General features: G+C 67.1%; 15 protein-coding genes. 5 read left to right on the top strand and 10 right to left on the bottom strand.

All coding sequences use genetic code 11. The features are described 5' to 3' along the window. Positions 1-12: 12 nt before the first annotated feature. The 3 genes from sbnA (at position 13) to ACFRMN_RS13695 (ending at position 3,288) form a co-directional block, all read left to right on the top strand. Positions 13-1,008 carry a 2,3-diaminopropionate biosynthesis protein SbnA gene (gene sbnA, locus ACFRMN_RS13705; RefSeq protein WP_383018084.1) on the top strand — a complete coding sequence of 332 codons (996 nt, stop codon included), beginning with the start codon at positions 13-15 and terminating at the stop codon, positions 1,006-1,008. Between the two features lie 106 nt (positions 1,009-1,114). Beyond that, positions 1,115-2,284 (top strand): ornithine cyclodeaminase, encoded by a 1,170-nt coding sequence (locus tag ACFRMN_RS13700; protein WP_383018081.1) that lies wholly within the window; start codon positions 1,115-1,117, stop codon positions 2,282-2,284. Between the two features lie 47 nt (positions 2,285-2,331). After that, the gene (locus ACFRMN_RS13695; RefSeq protein WP_383018078.1) at positions 2,332-3,288 is read left to right on the top strand and encodes an ornithine carbamoyltransferase; all 957 of its coding nucleotides are present in this window, start codon (positions 2,332-2,334) and stop codon (positions 3,286-3,288) included. Positions 3,289-3,485: 197 nt separating this feature from the next. Here the strand turns inward: ACFRMN_RS13695 and car are convergent, their stop codons facing one another. From car to ACFRMN_RS13645, 10 genes are all read right to left on the bottom strand, one after another. Beyond that, positions 3,486-6,875 (bottom strand): carboxylic acid reductase, encoded by a 3,390-nt coding sequence (gene car, locus ACFRMN_RS13690; RefSeq protein ID WP_383018075.1) that lies wholly within the window; start codon positions 6,873-6,875, stop codon positions 3,486-3,488. A 204-nt stretch (positions 6,876-7,079) separates the two neighbouring features. Then, complete coding sequence (locus ACFRMN_RS13685) at positions 7,080-8,741, bottom strand: carbamoyltransferase N-terminal domain-containing protein (protein WP_383018072.1); 1,662 nt, start codon at positions 8,739-8,741, stop codon at positions 7,080-7,082. A 56-nt stretch (positions 8,742-8,797) separates the two neighbouring features. After that, entirely contained in the window at positions 8,798-10,060 is a 1,263-nt protein-coding gene (locus ACFRMN_RS13680; protein WP_383018069.1) for a cytochrome P450, read from the bottom strand. A 28-nt stretch (positions 10,061-10,088) separates the two neighbouring features. Continuing rightward, on the bottom strand, positions 10,089-11,513 hold the full coding sequence (locus ACFRMN_RS13675; RefSeq protein WP_383018066.1) for a class II 3-deoxy-7-phosphoheptulonate synthase: 1,425 nt from the start codon (positions 11,511-11,513) through the stop codon (positions 10,089-10,091). Between the two features lie 23 nt (positions 11,514-11,536). After that, positions 11,537-12,481 (bottom strand): diiron oxygenase, encoded by a 945-nt coding sequence (locus ACFRMN_RS13670; RefSeq protein ID WP_383018063.1) that lies wholly within the window; start codon positions 12,479-12,481, stop codon positions 11,537-11,539. A 13-nt stretch (positions 12,482-12,494) separates the two neighbouring features. After that, positions 12,495-12,701: a hypothetical protein gene (locus ACFRMN_RS13665; RefSeq protein WP_383018060.1), complete on the bottom strand. Its 207-nt coding sequence runs from the start codon at positions 12,699-12,701 to the stop codon at positions 12,495-12,497. Further along, positions 12,698-14,800 (bottom strand): aminodeoxychorismate synthase component I, encoded by a 2,103-nt coding sequence (gene pabB / locus ACFRMN_RS13660; protein WP_383018481.1) that lies wholly within the window; start codon positions 14,798-14,800, stop codon positions 12,698-12,700. Before pabB ends, ACFRMN_RS13665 begins: the two co-directional genes overlap by 4 nt. Continuing rightward, positions 14,800-15,630 carry an arylamine N-acetyltransferase gene (locus ACFRMN_RS13655; RefSeq protein WP_383018057.1) on the bottom strand — a complete coding sequence of 277 codons (831 nt, stop codon included), beginning with the start codon at positions 15,628-15,630 and terminating at the stop codon, positions 14,800-14,802. The genes pabB and ACFRMN_RS13655 overlap by 1 nt, the downstream gene beginning before the upstream one ends. A 14-nt stretch (positions 15,631-15,644) precedes the next feature. Further along, the gene (locus tag ACFRMN_RS13650; protein ID WP_383018055.1) at positions 15,645-16,472 is read right to left on the bottom strand and encodes a UbiA family prenyltransferase; all 828 of its coding nucleotides are present in this window, start codon (positions 16,470-16,472) and stop codon (positions 15,645-15,647) included. Positions 16,473-16,551: 79 nt separating this feature from the next. After that, positions 16,552-17,706, bottom strand: a complete 1,155-nt coding sequence (locus ACFRMN_RS13645; protein WP_383018052.1) for a cytochrome P450 — start codon at positions 17,704-17,706, stop codon at positions 16,552-16,554. A gap of 736 nt (positions 17,707-18,442) precedes the next feature. Between ACFRMN_RS13645 and ACFRMN_RS13640 the strand changes: the two genes are divergently transcribed. Together ACFRMN_RS13640 and ACFRMN_RS13635 are read left to right on the top strand one after the other, a co-directional pair. Next, positions 18,443-18,625, top strand: coding sequence for a hypothetical protein (locus ACFRMN_RS13640; protein WP_383018049.1), 183 nt, complete (start codon positions 18,443-18,445; stop codon positions 18,623-18,625). 46 nt (positions 18,626-18,671) lie between these two features. After that, complete coding sequence (locus ACFRMN_RS13635) at positions 18,672-19,934, top strand: cytochrome P450 (protein ID WP_383018046.1); 1,263 nt, start codon at positions 18,672-18,674, stop codon at positions 19,932-19,934. Positions 19,935-20,079: the final 145 nt, after the last annotated feature.

Raw genomic sequence — 20,079 nt, 5'->3', positions numbered from 1 at the left:
TGAGGGGAATTCTTGCTGCACGACTCCATTGTGGACTGTATCGGCGGCACCCCGATGGTCCACTTGAGACGCCTCTTCCCGACGGGACCGCAGGTATTCGCCAAACTCGAAATGCTCAATCCTGCGGGAAGTGTCAAGGACCGTACCGCGCGGCACATCATCGAGACCGGCATGCGTGAGGGCCTCTTTCATCCCGGGACGCACATTGTCGAGAGCACTTCTGGAAATTTCGGTGTCGCACTGGCCATGATGTCCCGGATCCATGACCTGCGCCTCACTCTGGTGGTCGATCCGCACATCACATCCAGCAACCATGCGATTCTGAAAAGCTACGGCGCGCAGGTCGAGATGATTGACGGTGCGGCAACCGGAGGCAGCTACCTACCCGCGCGCATCGCACGCGTGAAAGACATACTGGCCGCTGATCCCGCGGCAGTCTGGATCAACCAGTACGCCAACTCCCTGGGGCCTGATGCGCATTATCGGAACACCGCGGAGGAAATAGCCAAGGACCTGCCGAGCCACCCTGACTATCTGGTGGTCGCGGTGAGCACAACCGGCACGTTGAACGGCCTGGCACGCCGGCTGAAGGAGTACTCCGAAGGGCTCCAGGTGATCGCCGTGGACGCCGTCGGATCGGTGGTGTTCGGCAATCCTCCCGGACCGCGCCAACTTCCCGGGATCGGGTCGAGCCGAGTGCCGGAACTGCTCGACAAGAGCCTCGTCGACCGTGTCGTCGAGGTGACGGACGAGGAATCGATCGAGGCCTGCCATGACTTGTTGTCCAAAGAGGCGATTTTCGCCGGCGGGTCCTCCGGATCGGTCATCGCGGCTATCCGGAAAATCCTCCCCTCCATATGCCCCGCATCCTCCGTCGTCACCCTCTTCCCCGACCGGGGAGACCGGTACATAGACCTGGTCTACGGCGCGGCGACCTCCGAGGGCCTGCTCGCCGGGATGCCGGCCGGAGACAGCGATTCCCTCGCGGGCGCGAGGGCGGGTTCGTGACCGCCCGGGCGCCGGCCGGTGCCGCCGGCACTGTGCCGTCCTCATCGGAGCGAGCCCTTTCGGCAGCCGGTTCATCACCCGCCTTGGCAGGTCGTACGGCGTCCTGGTGTGTGACCCGGAAATCGCCGACCGGCCGGCCTTCCTGAACGCGGTTCTCGAACAGCCGGACACCGTGGGCGCACCGCGCCTCAACGCACTACCAGGGGAAAGGGCTCAAGTGAAGCCGGACCGAATCAGGATTCTCGACCGCGCCACAGTGACGCACTGCCTGGCCGAGATCGATCCCGTCAGTGTGGTCGAGTCCGCGGTGTGCGAGCACACCCTGGGCCGCTCCGACCTGCCCGCCGAGGGTTACATGGCCTGGGAGAACTCCGCCGGCGCCTATACCCGCTCGGTGGCGATGCTCGGAGGCGTACAGCAAGGCGGGAGCATGGCGTACGGCATCAAGCTGATCAATGCCTCGGTGACCAACCCCGCCCTGGGCATCGAGCGTGCCGGCGGCTTCACGGTGCTTTTCGATCCGGAGACCGCCCGCCCGGTCACCCTGATCGAGGCCGGACACATCAGCGCTCTGCGCACTGCCGCATACACGATGTCCAGCCTTCGCACGCTCGGCCCTACGGACTTCAACGCGGTGAGCATCATAGGATGCGGCACCATCGCGGCCATGCACGCGAAGCTGCTCGTCCAGTATTTCCCGGCAGTCCGAGAGCTCCACCTGTACGACATCGACCCCGCCCGGACGGCCGCGCTCGGCCGGGATCTCGCAACACACTGCCCGGATTTGAAAGTCACCGAGCACCCGGACGTCGAGTCGTGTGTGAAGGCGAGCCACGTGGTTGTCACACTGACGGTATCGTCCGAACCGTACATTCCGCCCGGCTGGTTCGCCCCGGGGACCTTCATCGCACACGTGTCGCTCGACGACGTGATGCCGGCCGTGTTCCTGGAGGCTGAGGCGATCTACGTCGACGACATCGACCTTGTGCGGGACAACCCTCGTCGCGTCCTCGGATCGGTGATGCGGGCCGGCGACGTGGTGGCCGACACGGAATCCTCGTCCGCCCACGGGCACGCCCTGGCAAGGCGGTACGGAGAGATACTGCTCGGCCGCGAAGAAGCGATTCGCCCTCAGGACGGCCTTGTCGTGAGCAACCCCTTCGGCATGGCGATCCTCGACGTGGCCGTCTGCCAGGAGGTGGCCGCACGGGCGGAGGCAGCCGGTCTGGGAACAGTCGTCGATCTCATGGGTGATCGAGAGCGGTCGGACGCGTGAACCTGTTCCAGCCGGAGCCGGACATCGAAGAAACCGGAGGCGAAACGATGACAGATCAGACGGCCGTTCGGGCTGACGGGCTGCGCCCTCCGCGCAGTCTCATCTCTCTGCACGACCTGACACCTGAGGAGTTGCAGACGCTCGTCCGTCGCTCCCGCGCCTGGCACGAGAACAGACGCCCCAAGGAGCGCCCCCTGCGGGATCTTGTGGTGGGCACGCTGTTCAGCCACACCTCGACGCGTACCCGGACGGCTTTCACCAGCGGTGCGGTACGGCTCGGCGGTACCGTGATCGCCTTCGGGCCCAACGACCTGCAACTCGCCACGGGTGAGTCACTGTCAGACACCGGCCGCATCCTGGGGGGAATGCTCGACGCCCTGGTCGTGAGGAGTTCCCTCGGTGAGAATGATCTGCGCGAGCTCGCCGGCACAGCCTCGATACCCGTCATCAACGCGATGGCGCGCGAAGAGCACCCGACCCAGGGCCTCACGGACATCGCCCTCCTCTCCCATCGCTTCGGTTCGCTGCGGGGGCTCCATCTCGTCTATCTCGGTGAGGGGAACAACACGGCCGCAGCGCTTGCACACGGCCTTGCGCTGATCCCCGGAGCCGCCCTCACCCTGGCGACGCCTGCCGGGTACGGGCTCGACCCCGCGGTCCTCGTTCGAGCCCAGCAGACGGCGAAGGAGTGCGGCAGCAAGGTCGTCGAGGTGCACCGGGTCGACGGTATCGACGGCGACGTGGACGTCGTCTACACGACTCAATGGCAGACCACCGGGACCAGTAAGAGCGATCCGGACTGGCGGACGGCATTCACGCCGTTCGCCGTCGACGAGCGTCTGATGGCGCGATGGCCGGATGCCTTCTTCATGCACGATCTGCCGGCCCGCCGGGGCGAGGAGGTCACGAGTGGCGTACTCGACGGGCCCCGGTCGCTGGCCTGGGACCAGGCGCAGATGAAGCTGGCCAGTGCGATGGCCGTACTCGATTGGTGCCTGACCTAGTGCCCCTGCCGGCACTAGCCTGCCTGCCGCCAGGGCCGGTTGTGCGGTAGGTGCAGGGGGCTCCCGTCATGGCCTGCCCCCTGACGGGTTGTCCCCGGTCCGGCGCACCGGCTCCGGGTGGAGAGGTTCCGGCCGACCACGGACCTGGACCGGGAGACCCGACCGGAGACTTCGCCGGATACAGCGTGGTCACCCGGTCAGGCGGTCATCAGGCGCCGCAGGTCCGTCACGTACTTGCGGATGAGAAGTGGGGACAGGCGCGGCACATCCCGATCCGGTCCGATGCCGGCCTCCTGGACGGCCTCCCGGAAACGGACCGACGGGACATCCGAACCGGGTACAGCCTCTCCCGGTTCCTGGAAGCCTCGCAGCAAGGGAAGGACGGAGTACTGGCGCTGTGCCTCGGGCAGATTGCGCAGGGCGGCTTCGACGCGGACGAGCCAGTCACCGTAGCCCGCGATCCGCTCGATACCGTGGCCGTCCTCGATGAGCCAATCCACGAACGTGTCGAGTGAGATGCCGTCATCGTGCGGGTTCACCAGGCTGAAGGTCCGGTACCCGGAGGTGCTTCGTCCCAGCGTGACGACCGATGCCGCGGTGAAGTCGACGGGGAGGCCGTCGTAGTGGGCCCGCGGCCCCTCGCCGCTGTCGGTCCGGTAGAAGGAGTCCGGGGCCACGCCCGTCGCGAGGAGACTGAACAGCAGTCGGCTGAACGTGTCGTGCACGTTCAGCTGCCCGGTGTACCGGCTGTGCGCGAGGATCATGTTGGAGCGGAACACCGTCACCGGCAGGTCGCACAGGTCGTGTGCCTCCCGCAGCAGCACCTCCCCGGCCCACTTGCTCGTCGTGTACCCGCCGGCGTACCCGTCATCGACAGGCTGGACCGGCAGCGCGGCGCGCACGTCGGTGTCCTCATCGAGAGGCTGTCCCCTCCGGGATCTGGAGACGGCCACGCTGGAGATGTACGTGAACGGCTTGAGCCGTTTCGTCAGGGACAGCCGGATGAGCTCCGCGGTTCCGAGGACGTTGGCGTCGAACAGGTGGCGGTAAGGCAGCACGTGGTTCACCAGGGCGCCCGCGTGGACGATCAGGTCCACCTCACCGGTCAGCCGTTCCCATGTCGCCTCGTCCAGGCCCAGCCGTGGCTCGGCGATGTCTCCTGCCAGCACTTCCAGGTGCTCTGCGGCCAACTCCTCGAAAGTACGCGTCAGTTCGGAGTCGTCGCTGCCGAAGGCATCGGCCAGTCGCTGTCTGGCGGCGTCCGGGGCCTTGCCGCGGACCACGACGATCAGCTTGCCGTCGGCCGGGGCCAGCCGATGAAGCCACTCAAGGGTGAGGAAGCGCCCCAGGTATCCGCTCGCGCCGGTCAGCAGAACACGGCGTGGCTCCCCGGCAGGGCGCGGGAGGTGGCGGGCGCCGTCGAGAGTCGCCGCATCGATGAACCGGCCCAGGATGAGGTCCTTGGCGTGCGTCTCGGTGGCGTCCTCGCCGTGCACCGACGCGAAGGTGGGGCGCGTCGCGGTGGCCGTGCGCTTGGACTCGACGTAGGCGGCCAGCTGCCGCAGGTCGTGCGCGGGGCTGATGATGACGTCGACCGGTACCCGGACACCGAAGGTGTCGTGCAACAGGTTCGACAGTGAGACCGCGGACAGCGAGTCGCCGCCGAGGTCCCGGAAGTGCGCGGAGGGACTTACCTCTGTCATCGAGCCCACCAGCATCGCCCGCGCGGCCCGCTGGACCGTTTCCAGCACCGGCTGGTCGCGGCCTGTGCGGCGCAGGTCAAGCAACTCCTGGCTCTCGTGCGCCGAGATCTCGGCGTACAGCTGCTCCAGTCGCTCGCCGTAACGCTCCACGAGCTTGGGCCACAACAGCTTTCGCTGGTCCGACAGCAGGCCGTTGGCCTGGCTGAACGGCTCGGCCTCCAGCAGCAGACCCCTGGGGATCTCGTACGAATTCAGGCCGGTGTCCTTCGCGATCCGCTGGAGCGATTCGCTCAGCAGTTGTTCGAGACGTTCCCGGTCGTCCCCGTACCGCCGCAGGGCATCCGGGGTGGGCACGACGACAGCGAGCAGGTAAGAGCGCTCGCTGTTGCCGTAAAGGAAGATCTGCCGCACCAACGGGCAGGCGGCGAAGATCGATTCCAGCCTGCCGATCGCCACGAACTCGCCCTGGGACAGCTTCAGGACACTCTTGCGGCGGTCCACGACGGCGATACGGCGTGGACCGAGCTCCGCGACGATGTCACCGGTCCGGTAATAGCCGTCCTCGTCGAAGAGATCCGCCGTCAGCTCGGGCTGCTTGTAGTAGCCGGGTATGCCGTCGGCCTTCAGCAGGAGCTCGCCGCGCGGGTGTGGCGCGTCGGTGCGGAAGTAGCCGAGCTCGGGCACGTCGACCAGCTTGTAGTCGATCACCGGCGGGCACAGCAACTCGCCGTTGACCGCGATGCCCGGGACCTCCGTGGAGCCGTACCCGTTGTGCAGGGGAACGCCGAGGACTGCCTCGGTGAACTCGGTCAGTGTGGCGGACAGCGGCGCGGAGCCGCAGCTGGCCGAGCCGACGCGCCCTCCGAGGACGTCCTCGCGGAGCTGCTTGCGCACCTTCGTCGCGGCCCGCTCCGGGTCGGTGCCCGCGGAGGTCCGCCGGTCCAGCTCGCTCTGGTAGAGCTGGTGGAGCATTTCGCACACGCGCGGCACGAGGTACAGCTCGGTGGGCCGTACGAGAGCGATGTCCTCGAAGAATGTCGACAGGTCACTGCTGGCGGTGAAGCAGCTGGAGCCGCCGCGGGCCAGTGCGTTCGTCAGCAGGAAGTGGCCCGCGAAATGGCTCAGCGGCGTGTAGTTGATGGTGACCGTGTCCGTGGCGGTCCGCTTCGTCCGGTCCTCCCACATCACCCTGGCAAGCCGCTCGGTGTACATCGCGCCCTTCGGCGTTCCCGTACTCCCCGAGGTGTAGATGAGCATCGACAGGGGATCCTCGTCGTCGCCGGGAATGTACAGCGGCGCCTCGGGCAGGCCCGCTCCGCGGTCGAGAACCGCCGACAGGGCGACAAGCTCCACGTCCCGTCCGGCCTCGGCCAGGCTGTCGCGGGCGGCGGCGAATCGCTCCGCCTGGTCCTCGGCGCGCGGGTGATAGTCGAACACGAGCAGCCGCTGGACTGAGGGCGTGCGCAGGGACAGCTCGGTCGCGGTGTCCAGTCGCGCGATGCTCGCGGCGACGAGGACCGGCTCGGTCTCCGCCATGACGGACGTCAGATTCTCGGTCGGTGAACTGATCTGCAACGGAACGTTGACGGCGCCCAGATAACCGCACGCCAGGTCCAGTGTCGCGTAGTCCCGGCTGGCGAAGCCGAGGAGGGCCACACGGTCGCCCGCGACGAGAGGGCGCTGCGGGTGGTGGTGCCATTCGCTCGCCACCGCGCGGATACGGCTCCACAGCTGCCTGTAGGTGGTCATTTCGTAGCGCGGCAGCAGACGGGCCGAAACGCGCCCGGTCCGGGCGTCCCGCACGAACTCCCTCGCACGCTCACCGACGGCGGGCCGGTCCTGATAGCGCTCAAAGGCATGTGCCATTACTTGCGCGAGTCGCACTGTGATCTCCGCGTCGCATAGTTGGCGGACTTGTCTGGAGACAGCCGGCCTGTCGGCCTGCGGCTTCCCCTCGCCGGGCGTCGGCGGGCCGTTTCTCCAGGGCGCGACATTCTACAAGTGCTGCGTAGTCAGCGGGTGTTACAGAACCCGGTGACCCAGGCGGTGATTTTCAGCCGGGCCTGTGCACGGATCGGCAAGGGAACATCACGCCACGCGGGGGTTCGTATAAAGCGTCCCCTCGGACCAGATGTAACGAGTCCCGCCCCAACTGGCCGCTGACTCGACGTCGGGAAAGAAACCCCGTCCCTCCAGGTTCGCGCTCGTGTTGCACAACACGGGTACTCCGCTGATTTCCGCGTAGGCGGCGAGGATACGAGCGGTGTCGGTGTCCTGAGTCGACGCGATGGTCTGGAGCCGAGCGGTGCCGTCCAGGTGAACGACCGCCGGGACGCGTTCGGCCCAGCCGGGCCGCATGCGGTGCTCGAAGATCATGTAGGGGTCGGGCGTGCCGGGGGCGAAGACCTCCGGCGCGCGGTCCTCCAGGCAGATGGGCGCGACGGGCCGGTACGGGGCTCGGTTCTTGATGTCGTTGAGCCGGTCCTTCATCCGGGTGTCGGTCGCGGGCGCCAGGATGCTCCGGTTGCCCAGAGCGCGCGGGCCCAGCTCCGCCCGGCCGGAAAGGACGACCACTGGTTCGCCCTCGGTGTGCAGTAGGGCGGCCAGCCGCCGTTCGTCGCAGGGCTGTGCCCGCCACCCGTCGGGAAGTGTGCCAGTGGTGATCCGCGGTCCGCTGTAGACATCCCACTCCAGCGCCGTCCGGCCGCGCCGGAACATCTCGCAGGCCGCTGTTCCGATCGCCGCCCCCGCGTCGTTGGGGAAGGGCGGGACAAAGACCTCCTGAAAGACCTCGCTGGCCCGAATCGCGGTGTTCCACTTGATGTTGAGCGCGCAGCCGCCGCCGAGTACCAGGTTGTGGCCGCCGTCCGGGAAGCGGCTCCGCACCGCCGTGGTGAGCCGCGCGAGCAGGTGGTGGCCGATGTAGGCCTGATAGGTGGCGATGAGGTCCGCGTTGGACAGGCCCGGCATCAGCTCGTCCCTGTTCGCGGCGACCTTGTCGCCCAGCACGCCCACCTTGTCGACGGGAAGGTCGCGGAACTCGGCCATGAGGTCGTCGAAGACGGCGAAGGCACCGGTCTCGACCCGGCCTTTGGCCGCGTACGCCATGGCCTTCCCCGCGACGGAGAGGTGCTGGCGGATGTACTTGTCGGACGTAACGTCGTCGGTGTTGAGCAAGTACGGTTCGAACCGCGAGCAGAAGGCCGCGAAGCTGCCTCCTAAGACGGGCATCAGGGCCTCGACGAAGGTCACCTCACGGGTCGCGGCTCGCACCTGGTAGAGGCGCGGCGTGATGAGGCCGTCCCAGACCACGACGAACGCGTCTTCGCCCCTGGCGGCGAACGGGCTTGAGCAGTACGGGCCGATGAGATGGTTGGCGACGTGGGTGTAGCCGGCGTAGTTGTCGAAACCATGGCCGCTGAAGGTGTGGCGTTGCAGCGGCCCGTCGTCGCCAGGGCTCTCAAGGTACGGTGCGACCCGGAACTGTACCGGCAGGCCGCCGGCGTTCACCTTGACGGCGGGCTCGCCCGCGGCGTCTTTCGTGTACCAGCCGTCGACCACGAACTGGTCGATGTCGGCGGGTGACAGACCCTCTGCGGCAAGGATCTCCGTCACGCGTTCCAGGTCTCCGAGGGAGCTGTAGCGTTGGCCGTTGTTCAGCTTCTCGATCTCGTAGCTGAAGAGAAGGCGACCATCTTCGATGACGGCGACCCCGCCGTCGTGCGATGCCTTAATCCCGCATATGAGCATGTGGTCAGCCACACCTTTCCGGCCGCATAGCAGCCCGAGCGTTCAAGGAATTTCATTCACGCGCCATTACGGGACAGCCCTTGGCGGCGGTTCAGCCGTACCGGCAGTGAGTGGAGCCCGCGAATGATCGTGCTGGTACGCCACCTCAGTTCCTCAGGGTCGACCGCGAGCCTCATGGCGGGGAACGCGTCGAGCAGGGCGCCGAACGCCACCCGCGCCTCCACCCTGGCCAGCGGCGCCCCGAGGCAGTGGTGGATGCCATGTCCGAAGGCCAGATGGCCGCCGTCAGTGGGCCTGCGGACGTCCAGCGAATGCGGATCGTCGAAGCGCTGTGGATCACGATTGGCGGAGGCGATCGCCAGCAGTACGAAGTCGCCGGCCGGGATCTCGACGTCACCGATGGTCAGGGACTCCGTCGCACACCGGAAGGAGGCGTGCTTCAGCGGGCTCTCCAGCCTCAGGAATTCCTCGACCGCGCCGGGGAGGAGGGACCGGTCCTCGCGCAGTGCCTCCCATTGGTCCGGGTTCCGCATCAGGTGGAGCGTGCCGTTGCCCAGGGCGTTGAGGGTGGTCTCGAAACCGGCGATGAACAGCAGGTAGGCCGTCGAGACCAGTTCGATCTCGGTCAGCTGGTTGTCGACGTCGTGTGCCGAGACCAAGGCGGCGAGCACGTCGTCGGTGGGCACGCGGCGTTTGCGCTCGATGAGTTCGCGAAGGTACTCGACCACCTCGGTCGTGGCGGTGGCGGCAGCTTCGGGGGAGTCGCCGGAGACGAGCGCCTTGGACCAGGACTTGAAGTTCTCCTGCTCCTCGATCGGCACACCCAGCAGCAGACAGATCACCCGGATCGGCAGTGGAAACGCGAAGGCGTCCAGCAAGTCCACCGTGTCGTCGTCCGGGAGGGCATCGATCAGCCCGCCGGTGATCTTCTCGATCTCCGGCCGGAGCACTTCGATGGCGCGGCTGGTGAAGGCCTTGCTCACGAGCTTGCGCATCCGGGTGTGGTCCGGCGGGTCGGAGTTCAGCATGTGGCTGGAAATGGCCGGTGAGAAACCGGCACGTCTGTTGCTGTCCGGCTCGTTCTGCGCGAACAGCCTGTCCATCCTGTTCAGATCGGTGCTCAACCGGGGATCCGCCAGTGCGGAGCGCACCGCCTCGTATCCGATGATGAGCCAGACCGGCAGTCCGCCGCACACGGGGACTCCGGGAGGCATCTTCACCCGGTGCGCCGAGCCTTCGGCGCTGAGCTTCGCGTACACCGAGTAAGGGTCCTGCACGAACGCGTCGTCGAGTTCCAGAGGGGTGGAATCCTGATCCATGGGTGCATCCTCGAAAATGTTGTTGGTTTCACGCGCCGAACGAGGCGGGAGAATCGCTGTGACTCGCGCCCCGGGCCGCGGCATTCACCGCTGCGTCCGGCCGCACGACGCCGGTTGCTCCTGGGGTGAACATCTCGGCGACCAGGAAGGCCAGATCAAGCGCCTGGCCTCCGTTGAGGCGCGGGTCGCACGCCGACTCGTATCCGCGGTGCAGGTCGTCGAAACCCAGTTCGGCGCCGCCGCCGACGCACTCGGTCACGTCCTCGCCGGTCAGCTCCACGTGGAGTCCGCCGGCGTGGGTGCCGAGCGCCCTGTGCACCTCGAAGAAGCCGGCGACCTCGGCGAGGATGTCGTCGAACCGCCTGGTCTTGTGCCCGCTGGGCGCCTCGAAGGTGTTGCCGTGCATCGGATCGCACACCCACACCACCGGCGCGCCGGAAGCCGTGACCTTCTCCACGAGCTGCGGCAGCAGGTACCGCACGCGGTGCGCCCCCATGCGCACGATGAACGTCAGCCGGCCCGGCCGCCTGTCAGGGTCGAGGCGGTCGATCAGGGCCATCGCCTGCTCGGGCGTGGCGGCAGGGCCCAGCTTCACCGCGATCGGGTTGTCGATGGTCGCGAAGTAGGCGACGTGGGCGCCGTCGAGCTGTCTGGTGCGGTCGCCGATCCACAGCATGTGGCCGCTGCCCGCGTACCTTCGGCCGGAACGCGGGTGGTAGCGGGTCAGCGCGGCCTCGTAGTCGAGCAGCAGTCCCTCGTGGCCGGCGAACAACTCCGTGGTGCGCGACGGATGGCCGCCGCCGCACGCGTCTTCGCGGGACAGTGCCTCGCCGATTCGACCGGCGAGTTCGCCATAGCGTTCACCGGCAGGCGAGCGTGAGACGAAGTCCTGGTTCTCCTCGTGCAGTTGGCGCAGGTCGGTGCCGCCATGGGCGTATGCGCGCATGACGTCCAAGGTGTAGCGCGAAGCGTCGTACATCCGAAGCAGCCGGGCCGGGTCCGGCCGTCGTTCGGCCTGGCTGAAGCCGATGCCGTTCACCGCGTCGCCCCGGTAGACCGGGAGCGTGCGCCCGTCGACGGTCTCGGTCTGCCGGGATCGGGGCTTCGCGTACTGCCCGGCCATCCGGCCCACCTTGACCACCGGCACCGCCGACGCGTACGTCAGGATCACGGCCATCCGCCGCAGGAGGCGCAGTTTGCTGTGAATCGCCTGTGCCGAGAGGCGGTCGAAACGTTCGGCGCAGTCGCCACCCTGCAACAGGAACGCCTTGCCCTCTGCCGCCTGGGCGAGTCGTGCGGTGAGCGTGTCGCACTCCTGTGGCGTGACCAACGGGAGCAAGGCCGCCAGGTGATCCGCCACATCGCCGAGCTCAGCCAGGCTGGGCCACTCCGGCCGCTGGTGGGCGACGAGTGTCCGCCAGTGCGCGGCGGCTTCGCCGGTGAGGGTCAACATGATCTCCGTCCGCTTCTCATGGCTCAACGGTGCGGGGCCGTCAGCGGGACCATCTCGACGAGGTCGTGGCCGATGCCCAGGTCGTCGAGCAGGAGCTGCAACGGTCCGGTGTCCCGCGCGGGCACGGGACGGGACGCGGCCCACTCGCTCAGCTGACCGGTGTCGATCTCGAAGCCGCCCTGGGCCGCCACGGTCACCCAGGGGTCCAGGTCCGCGGAGCGGAACGCGGTCAGCCCGGTGACGAGTGCTTCGCGGAACGTCCGCTGCTGTGCGCCGTCCAGGCTCCGGTAGAGCGAGCCGCACAACGCGCGGAACACCACCGCGTGTCCGCTCTCGTCCCGCCGGTGCAGATCGGTGGTGATCCGGTTCATCGGCTGGATCTCCTGGGCGGTGGCGAGTGTGGAGAGGAACCCGCTGATCGTCGTCTCGGCGGCCAGGGAGAACGCGATGTCGACGATGTCGCGGTCGAACCCGGACAGCCCGGCACGGACCGCGTCCAGTCCCTGGACGACCGACCAGACGCCCGGCGCGAACCGCACGTCCGCCAGGTCGCGCCGTCTGCGGGTGACGCCGACGGCGTTGTGGCACATCAGGATGTGATAGTGCTCATCGATGATCGTCTGGTGCAGGGCGTCGACGGCGACATCGTCACGGCGGACGGGGATCCGTTCCTGGAGCATCAACCGGCAGGCGGGCAGGATGATCTCGTCCTCGATGGCCGCGGTCTTGGCGTTGTAGGCGATCCACGCCGCGGACAGGATGCGCTCGCGAGCGTCCCGGTCGAGCCGGTCGGCACCCGGCAGGCCCAGCACCGGGACGAGGTGTTCGGGGAAGTCCGGCAGCGCCGCGTCGAAGTGCCCGTCGAGGTCGAGGTCGTCCTTCTTGACGGCCACTCGCTTCCCCCAGCGGAGCGTCAACTGCACCAGCAAGTCACGCTCGTACTCGGGCACTTCACGTGCCGCGGTCATCGGGAGACCTCCTTCATGGCTTCACCACAGGAATCAGGGAGGCGCCGGCCGGAACGGCGAGCGCGGCCAGACGCGCGAGTCCCCGCACCCGCCCCTCGTCCACGAGCCAGGAGCCGATGACCATCACCGTCCCGGCGGCGTCGGCCGTCGGCCTTCCGCCATCGGCGTCCCACCACCGGCGGACGCCCTGGGCGGTCGCTGTGCTCGTCGCTCTGTTCATCGTTGGGAGCCGCCCACGTCCGACACCGCCGACGCACGCCAGGCGCGGAGCGACGCTGCCGCCTTGAGCAGCATCTCCTCGTACTCTTCATGCGGGTCGGAGTCGAGCACGATCGCCCCGCCCGCTCCGATGGTCAACCGGTCACCGACACGGACCGCGGTGCGGATCACGATGTTCAGGTCCGTGCCGCCGGAGAGGCCGAAGTAGCCGAGGGCGCCGGAGTAGACACCCCGGGCCTCCGTCTCCAAGCGGTCGATGATCTCCATGGTGCGCAGCTTCGGCGCCCCGGTCATCGACCCGCCTGGGAAGCACTGCCGGGCGCAGTCCATCGCGCTGACCCCGTCATTGAGCCGTCCGCGAACAGTGGAGACCAGTTGGTGCACGGTCTCGTAGCTCTCGACGGCCAGGTACGGGTCGACCTCGATGCTGCCCACCTGACACACCCGGCCCAGGTCGTTGCGCAACAGGTCGACGATCATCAGGTTCTCGGCCTGAGTCTTGGCGCTTGAGGCGAGGGTGGCAGCCAGTTCGGCGTCGCGCACCGGGTCGGCGTCGCGAGGGGCTGTGCCCTTGATCGGCTTGCTGGTGACCGTGCGGTCTCTCTCGATGCGCAGGAACCGCTCCGGCGAGGAGCTGAAGACCGTGACGGCGCCGAGGCGCAGGAGCGCGGCGTACGGTGCCGGGTTCGCCCGGCGCAGCCTCAGGTAGAAGGACGTGTCGTCGTCATGGAACGGCATGTGCAACTTGTTGGTCAGGCAGATCTCGTAGCTCTCGCCCCGTTTCAGCTGCCGTTGGCACTCCGTGATGTCCGCCAGGTACTGGCTCCGGCCGCGGCCGAGGTATTCCTCGGCATTCGGGGGCGGACCGGCGGCAGGTTCGCGCGGCGGCTCGGCGTCGGCCGGGTTCAGGCCCATCAGGAGCGCGGACGTCCGTTCCACCCACTCCTGCGCGTCGCGCCGGGTCTTCTCGTCGTGGACGGCCACCACGTAGGTCAGTCCCTCCTGGTGGTCGACCGCGATGACGTGATCGGCGAACATCCAGATGGCGTCCGGCGTTTCGGCGGTGTGGCGGGCCGTGGCCCCGCATTCGGCCTTGAGTTCGTAGCCGAAGTAGCCGACGTAGCCGCCGGTCAGGTCGAAGGGCAGGTCCGAGCCGGGGACGCGCCGTTCGCTTAGCCGCTGTTCGAGGACGTCGAACACGCTGCCGGTGACGATGTGGACGCCGTTCGCATCGCGCACTTCCACTGTCCCGCCGCCGGTGCGGTAGGTCAGGACCTCGCTGAGCGGACCTGACGTGTCGCCGAGGAACGAGAACCGGGACAGGCCTTCCTCCACCCGGCTGCTGTCCAGCCAGAAGCAGTACGGGATGTTGTCGAAGAGCTTGAGAAAAATGGCCTCGGAATCGGCAGCGGTCGACACGACCGTGCTGATGATTCCAAGTCCCTCGACCGCGCCGGCCGTGTCGTCGGACCGTGCGGAGACGGTGTCGGCGACGGCGACGGATGGCCGTTGTCCGTGCCCCGTCCGGTGGGTCAGTTCGGCGAAGTTCCGCAGGATCTCACGCCCGTGCTGGGAAGCGATCGACTCGGGGTGGAACTGCACGCCCCACTGCGGCAGATCGCGGTGACGCAGCGCCATGAGCACACCGTCGTCCGCCCACGCGGTGGCGACGATTTCCTCGGGCAGGGGCTCCCGCACACACAGCGAGTGGTAGCGAACCGCCACGAATTCACGCGGAATTCCGGCGAACAGCGGATCTCCCTCGTGGGAGATCTTGGCGAGGTGCCCGTGTCTCGGTTCGGGCGCGGCGACCACCGACGCTCCGGCCAGGTGCGCGATCATCTGATGGCCGAAGCAGACGCCCAGCACGGGCAGCGTGGTGCGGCGCAGCAGGTCGCCGAGGAGGCCGACGTCGCGGGGGTTCCGCGGCCGTCCAGGGCCGGGTGAGACCACGATGTTGTCGAAGTTCTCCAGCCGCAGGCTGGACAACATCGGGTCGTCGTTGACCATGACGACGGGCTCCTGGCCGTTGATGTCGGCGATCAACTGGTACAGGTTGAAGGTGTACGAGTCATAGTTGTCCAGCAGCAAGGTACGCATCATGGACCGTCCAAGATTTTCCAGAGCGCCTGGACGTCGCCCGCTTCCAAGGTGATCCCGAAGATCTCCTCGGGAGCGGAAAGTATCTCGTCCACATCGAGTTCCCGGAAGGTCGCCGGCTCCGCGGGACGTATTTCCGTGAGAGTGCTGCCGACGAGGATGTGCCTCACTTCGGGCTGTGTGCGCTGGAGGACCATCCGGTGGTTGAACGGCGAGCGCGGATGCGTGAGGCAGAAGTGGTGGAGGAGCTCGAAGTCCGACGGATAGCGCACGTCCGTGGTGAAGCCGTAGAGCTCCGCCGGTCCCTCCGGCCGCAGGAACCGCAGCACGTGTTCACCGGTCGGCTCTCGCACGAGATCGAACGACCAGTCGCCGTCCAGCCGCGCGTTCTCCGCGAGCCGAATCGGCTCGTGCGGCCCGTAGCCACCGAAACTCACGTCGTGGAGCCAGCGTTCGCCGTCGAGCTCAACGCACAGGGCCACGTGCAGGGCCGGCCCGAACTTGCTCCCGGTGCGGATCCGCGTCCTGCCGGCGAACGCCGTGAACGTGAACCCGATGCGGTCCAGCACGGCCGCCATCAGCACGACCTGTTCCAGGCACCAGCCGCCGCGGCCCTGCCGGACGATCTTCTCCTGGACGCTGTCCAGGTCCAGCGGCACCACCGTGCGCCCGAGCAGCGCGTCGAGGTTGTCGAAGGCGATCGCGTCGACGTGGGCGGTGTGCAGGCCCCGCAGCGTGGATAGGTCCGGAGCCACGTCGCCCTGGTAGCCCACGCGGGTCAGGTAGGCGTCCAGGTCGACGCCACTCCCCTGCCACATCGAATCTGTCACACGCAGCTCATCCTTCATGTGAACTGCCCGGCGACCACGGCCGCGAGAATGATCCAACCGAAGTGAGTGTTGGCGACGAAGGCGTCCCAGCACGATTTCGGATCATCCAGGTCCACACGTACGACCAGATGGGACAGGAAGATTCCCGCGAGCACGACGATCAGGTAGAACGCCCACCCCACGGGCGTCCGGGAACCGGCCCACAGCACGCCGCCGACGCTGAGCGCGACGAAAATCGCCAGCCACGCCTTGGTGGCCTTGCCGAAAAGCAGAGCGGAAGACCTGACACCGATGTTCCGGTCGTACTCCTTGTCCTGATGGGAGTAGATCGCGTCGTGAATCAGGGTCCAGAAGGCCCCGCAGGCGTACAGGCCGTACACCGCGAGCGGGTAGTCGAAGCTCCCGGTCACCGCCGTCCAGCCGATCAGCACGTAGACGCTCATCACCAACGCCAGGAACGCCGAGGGCCAGAAGAAGATGCGCTTCATGTAGGGGTACGCGACGATCAACGGGTACGAGGCCCCGACGACCAGGGCTGTCTCCACGTTCGCCACCGCCAGGACCAGCAGTGCGGCCACGGCCTGTGCGGCGGCGAACAGGAGTGCGTTCCCGACGCTGATCGTCCCCGCCGCGACAGGACGCGACACCGTGCGGGCGACTTGAGCGTCGACGTCCCTGTCGACCACATCGTTGACCGCGCAGGCCGCGCCGCGCACCAGCACCGCGGCGACGGCGACAACCACCAGCGCCAGCAGGTCTGGTCGCTGCCCGGAGGCGAGGACGCCGGCCCACAGCCCTGGAAGCAGGTAGAGCACGTACCCCGTAGGCCTGTCCAGTCGCATCAACAGGAGATACGCGCGGACTGAATCCGGGCTCTTCGTGACTACGCCCGTAGATATCTTGTACAGCATCAGGATCCAATCACCATGTCACCGGAAGCTGGATCAACCCGCCGATCAGCGTGTTGTGGCGCAGCCTCAGCTCCTTCACACCGACAGCCAGACGCATGGTCGGGAATCGTGCGAGGAGCTGGGTGAGCACCACCCGCAGCTGCATCCGGGCCAGCATCGCGCCGACGCAGTAGTGCGCACCGTGCCCGAACATGAGGCTGCCCGTGGTGTCGCGAGTGACATCGACCCGGCCGGGGTCGGCGAAGGCCGTCTCGTCGTGGTTGGCCGCGATGATGTTCAGCAGCACGAAGTCACCGGTCCGGATGGTAACCCCGTCGATCTCGAAGTCCGTCAGCGCATAACGGGGCATGCCGCCGTTGTGCGGGTTCGGCATCGACATCCGCAGGGTTTCCTCAACCGCGCCGGGGATGAGACTCGGGTCGTGCAGCAACGCCTGCCACTGCTCGGAGTTGACCAACAACAGCGACACACAGGTGCCGATCCGGGCCACCGTGGTCTCATAACCACCGAACAGCAACAACGCCGTCAGCCCGATGACCTCATTGTCGTTGATCCCCTCGGTCGCGCAGATCCTGGAGATCACGTCATCGCCCGGATTTCGCCTTTTATCAGCGACAAGTTGTCTGCAATAGCCGAACAACTCGCCCAGCCCCTGCTTGGACCTGACCGGGTCCCCGACGTTGGCGGCGTCCTGGGTCCAGCCGCCGAACTGGTCCTTGTCCTCCTGGGGCACGCCCAGCCACTCGCACATCACCTGAATCGGCAGCGACAGCGCCAACGCCTGGCGCAGGTCCACCGGTGGCTTCTGCCCGGCCAATCCGTCCAGGAGTTGCCCGGTCAGTTTTTCGACGTAGGGCCGCAGCGCCAGCATCCGCTCGGGTGAGAAGTGCGGCTCCAGCAGCGCACGCAACCGAGCGTGGTCGGTGGCGAAGCCGCCCAGCAGGCCGGCGAGAAGCGCCGACCCGCTGTCCTTCGCCGCGGCCTCCGGATCGGGATGGGAGCGGCTGAGCCGGTCGTCGTCGAGCAACTGCCTCACCCAGGCATGACCGGTGACCAGCCACGCCTCGTCGCCCTCGGCAGTACGAACCCGATGGACCGCGCCCTGGGATCGGAGCGTGCGCAGCCCTGGCGCGAGTTGCAGCACATTCGTCTGCTCGAAAGGCAATTGAGCTGGGGTACTCACTGACGGCCTCCGCCGGAATCGAGGTTCGGACCACCTTGTCGAAGACGATCACGACGTACTGGAGCTCGTCGCCCCGGTGTCCGTCGAGGAATGAGGAAGGCAGACCTGCCGGCCAACCCCCATGCGGTGGGCGGAAAGTCGCCCAGCGGCGGGTTGATCGGGTCCTGGGTCTTGCATGGGGTTCGCGAATTGCACCACTGAAAATCACTGTGCTGGATATGTGCTGGATATGTTGCGTAAATATCTCTCAGCCCTTGCCCCACCTCGCCGCGCGGTGAAACCTCGGCGAACTGTCGATGACGAAGGCTTGCGCAAAGCTCATGATCACCCGACACCACTACAGGTCAATACGTAGGCAGCTCCCGCGTCTACGCGCAATCCGAACCTGGAGTGATGCACCGTAATTTGCGTGACCGTTCCGACCGCCATCCTGTAACGGCCTCTCCAGTCGTGTCAACGACGCGGCGTGAGCATCTTCGACTTTAGGAAAAACCCCAAAGAAGACGGCGTAAGGCCTGGATTGGACTACCTTGCGGAATGATAGCCGCTGGGCGGCACCGAGGCCGTGTTCGAGTCCGGTCATTAAGCCGGCACCCAACGGCGGACAAGACTTCCCGAGAAGGACTCGGTCTCTGCCGACCCGCGTGGATACCCTGTTCGGCAACGCGAGCCAGGCGTTCCGACGCGGACGTCATGGCACGGAACGGAGTGGGAATGAGTGGCGGTAAGCGCGGTGTGCGTCTTCTCCGCGCACGGCGTCTCCCCGCAGGTACGGCAGAACGCGGACCACGAGGAGGTCGAGGGCACCTACGGGCACGCTCCCGACCGGACGGTCGTCGTCGAGACGGTCACCGACGCGGAGCCAGTGGACCTTCCCCCCGACATCACACCACATCGCTGATCATTACCGGGAATGGTTCACTGAAAGGTTGAGAGGCGGAATGGCTATGTCAGTTGATTCTGGGCAATTAGATGAAGACAGGTCGTTCGACCCGTATGGCGCACATCGCGACGACCCGTATTCATTTCTGGCCGACATCGGCGAGACGGAGCCGGTGTTCTACGCCCCTTTGCTCAACGCGTGGTGCGTCACCCGGCGCGAGGACATCGTTGCCGTGCTACGAGACGACCGGAACTTCTCGGCGCGCGACCACAACCCCCGCTCCGCGGTCGCGTTGCCCGAGGACGTGAGCCGGATGCTCCGCACGTGGCGCGGTGCTGGTGCTCTGGCCGTCGGCTCACTCGACCCTCCCGAGCACGCCAGGATCAGGGAAGTACTCAACGTCGGGTTCACGCCGGCCAGGGTCAGAGAGTTCGAACCCACGATCCGTGCGATCGCCGCCGACCTCGTCGAGCGGGCCGCGGTCGCGGCGGAGTTCGACTTCATCACGGCGTTCGCCGTTCCGTACTCCCTCGAAGTGATCTGCCGGCGCCTTGGGATCCCGGACGAGTACCTCGACCGCTGCCGCACATGGTCCGAGCAACGCATCGAACTCATGATGTTGCAGCGCTACACCGATCCTGACCGGCTGCGTGAATGCGCCCGCGGGCTGATGGACTTCGGAGCGTTCGCCCGGTCACTCGTGCAGGAGCGGCTCGCCTCACCGCGGGACGACCTGATCAGTGAACTGCTCCACGACGGCAAGGCAGGCCACACGCTCACCGCCGACGAGGCTGCTGTCCAGGTCCCCACACTGATCTTCGCGGGACACATGACCTGTGCCGAGGCGCTTGGCACGATCGTCTACCAGCAGCTTCAGTCACCCGGCGGCTGGGCCGAGGTGGTCGACGGGACGATCGCCACACGGGACCTTGTCGAGGAGGGGTTGCGGTTCGACAGTCCGCTGGCGGGCATGTACCGGAGCGCGGTCCATGACGTCGTGGTCGGCGACGTCCACCTGGCCGCGGGGAGCCGACTACTTCTGCTGTACGGAGCGGCCGGCCGGGACAGTCACTCCCCCACATGTCCGGCCGGGTTCAGTCCAGGCAGTGGGTCCGCCGCTCATCTCGCGTTCGGCCACGGCATCCATTTCTGTCTCGGAGCCGGATTCGCCCGCCTGCAACTGGAGATCGCGATACAGGCCATCGCCACCAGGATGCCAGGCCTGACTCTGGCACCAGGGCTGCCGCCACGTCACCGGCCGGTGTTTCCGCTTCGAGCGTTGACCGAGTTGCGGGTGCGGCAGCGGGGACGGGAGAGTACTGGTTGAAGCAGCTCAGCGCGCGTCGCCCACGCCGGGTACGCTGCCGGCCGCAGCCGGCGGCCGGCAGCCGGGACAGGAACTCGACGGTGTCCTTACTTGACGTGACAGACCATGACCAAGAATGGCTCACTGTTCAGGAAGCGTCAGGAAG

It is taken from the genome of Streptomyces sp. NPDC056835 (genome assembly GCF_042789485.1).
In the GTDB taxonomy this organism is placed as follows: domain Bacteria; phylum Actinomycetota; class Actinomycetes; order Streptomycetales; family Streptomycetaceae; genus Streptomyces.
The sequence above is the reverse complement of the archived record's forward strand: the minus strand, read 5'-3'. Positions and strand labels throughout refer to the sequence as shown.